This window comes from Azospirillum sp. (genome assembly GCF_035627195.1).
In the GTDB taxonomy this organism is placed as follows: Bacteria; Pseudomonadota; Alphaproteobacteria; order Azospirillales; family Azospirillaceae; genus Azospirillum.
The window spans coordinates 1-2,045 of record NZ_DASPMG010000356.1 but is presented as its reverse complement, the minus strand read 5'-3'; the positions used below and the strand labels follow the sequence as shown (position 1 = coordinate 2,045).

General features: G+C 75.8%; 2 protein-coding genes. Both read right to left on the bottom strand.

Annotated features, from left to right (window positions below; all coding sequences use genetic code 11):
- Positions 1 to 41: 41 nt before the first annotated feature.
- Positions 42 to 1,265 (bottom strand): hypothetical protein, encoded by a 1,224-nt coding sequence (locus VED21_RS31585; RefSeq protein ID WP_324889626.1) that lies wholly within the window; start codon positions 1,263 to 1,265, stop codon positions 42 to 44.
- The coding region (locus VED21_RS31580; protein WP_324889624.1) for an oligosaccharide flippase family protein at positions 1,262 to 2,045 on the bottom strand (784 nt) is incomplete at its 5' end. The genes VED21_RS31580 and VED21_RS31585, both read right to left, overlap by 4 nt.

Sequence of the window (2,045 nt, the reverse complement as noted above, 5' to 3'; positions counted from 1 at the left end):
GTCGTCCACCGTGCGGATTTCCACCGCGCAGGCCGCGCCCATCACCGCCCGGATGCGCCCCTCGACATCGGCAAGGTCGGCGGGCGGGGCGGGGAGGCCGGCACCACCTCCACCAGCACGCGGTTCAAGGCTTCCTGCGTCACGCGGTAGCGGGCGACCCACGGCCGTTCCTCCAGGACGTAGAGGAACAGGGCGCCGTCCACCGTGGCGCCGTCGGTCGCCGTGAAGGTGTCGCTGGTGCGGCCCTGGATGCGCGTCAGCACCGGCCAGGGATCGTCGGCGCCCAAGGCCCAGGCGGCGCGGTCGCCGATGCGGTAGCGGATCAGCGGCATCGCAAAGTTGGTCAGCAGCGTCACCACCAGCTCCCCCACCTCGCCGGGCGGGGCCGGGCTGCCGTCCGGGCGCAGCACCTCCACCAGATGCGTGGGCGCCGACACCACCAGCCCGCCGCGGGGCACGCGTTCGCTGGCCACCGCGCCCAGCTCGCGCGAGCCGTAGCGGTCGAACAGCGGGGCGTGGAAGGCGCCTTCGATCGCCGCGCGCATGCGCGGCGTGCAGGGGCAGGAGGAGACGACGAGGCTGTCCGGCATCAGCGCCGGCACGCGCCCGGCCTCCATCATCCGCGCGATGCCGTGCAGCCGGTCGGCGAAGGCGAGGATCTGGCGCGGGCGCAGCCCGGCCATCCGGCGCGCCGCCGCCTGCAGCTCCTCGTCCGACAGGCGCAGGCAGTCCACCCAGGTCTCGCCGCGCAGCCACCGCCCGACGCGCGGGCGCAGCCGCCGCGACGGCGTCTCGTGCATCGAGGTCCACAACACGGCGCGGCGCATGCCCGGGCGGTAGCCGGTCCAGCCGTCGAACAGCAGCTTGACCGCCACGTTCCAGGCGTCGGCCGCTGCGTCCTCCAGCACCCGCACCGGCTCCCCCGTCGAGCCGCCGGTGACGTTGACGCGGCAGTGCCGCCGGTCCACGCCCACCGCCACCAGATCGTCAAAGCGGGTGCGCAGTTCGGCGCGCGTCAGCGGCGGGATGGCGGTGAAGCGGTCCAGCCGCACCCGCCCGTCCGCCAGCACCCCGGCCTCGGCCAGCCGCTGGCGGTAGAAGGGCACGGCACGGCCGGCGTGGGCGAGCAGCGCGGCCAGCCCTTCCTCGCGGTAGGCATTCAACCCACCCCGGCGCAGCCGCTCCAGCGTGGCGAGGTGCCCCGGCACCGGCCCGGTGAGGTGCAGCCAGCCGCGCCACAGCGCGATGCGCAACGCCTCCATCATGCGCGCACCCGTTCCGGCCGGGCGGCGTGCAGGACGAAGGCGATGAGCGCCGCGTTGAAAACCGCCCCGGTCAGCGCATAGGCGGCCACGGCGGTCAGCGCGTCGCCCTGCGTGGCCCCCAGCAGCAGGGCGCCCAGCCGCGCCACCGCCAGCGCCACCTCATACGCCAGGAACGGCCCCTGCAGGCGCAGCAGCGGGATGACGGCGACGCACGGCACGTTGACGAAGCCCAGGAACCACCAGGGCGCCAGCCAGCGGGCGAAGGCGCCGGCCGCTTCCCACTCCGCGCCGAAGGCCCAGGCGAACAACGCCGGCCCGGCCAGCACAACCGCCATCGCCACCGGCAGTCCCACGGCCGCCAGCGCCAGCGTCGTGCGCGCCAGCCGGCGGTGCAGATGCTCCGGGTCGTGGCTCGCGTCGCGGTAGAAGACCTGCCGAAGGGGCTGGTTCAGCACCGTGTCGGGCAGCGACAGCACGCGCAGCGCCAGCCAGTACAGGCCGACGCTCGCCTCGCCGAAGGCGGCGGCCAGCACCACGGCCGGCCCGTACTGCGACAGCGCGTTCACCAGCGCCTGCGGCGCCCCGTACAGCGGAAAGTCGCGGTAGCGCCGCGCCAGCGCGCGCAGCCGCGCCACGCCCGGCCACGCGAACGGCGCGTTTCGCCACGCCAGCGTGGCGACCTGCGCGCACTGGCCCAGCGCCTGCCCGCCCAGCAGCCCGGCCGGCACCGGCGCCACGGCACCCGCCGCCGCCTGGACCGCCACCATCACGGCGGCGCGC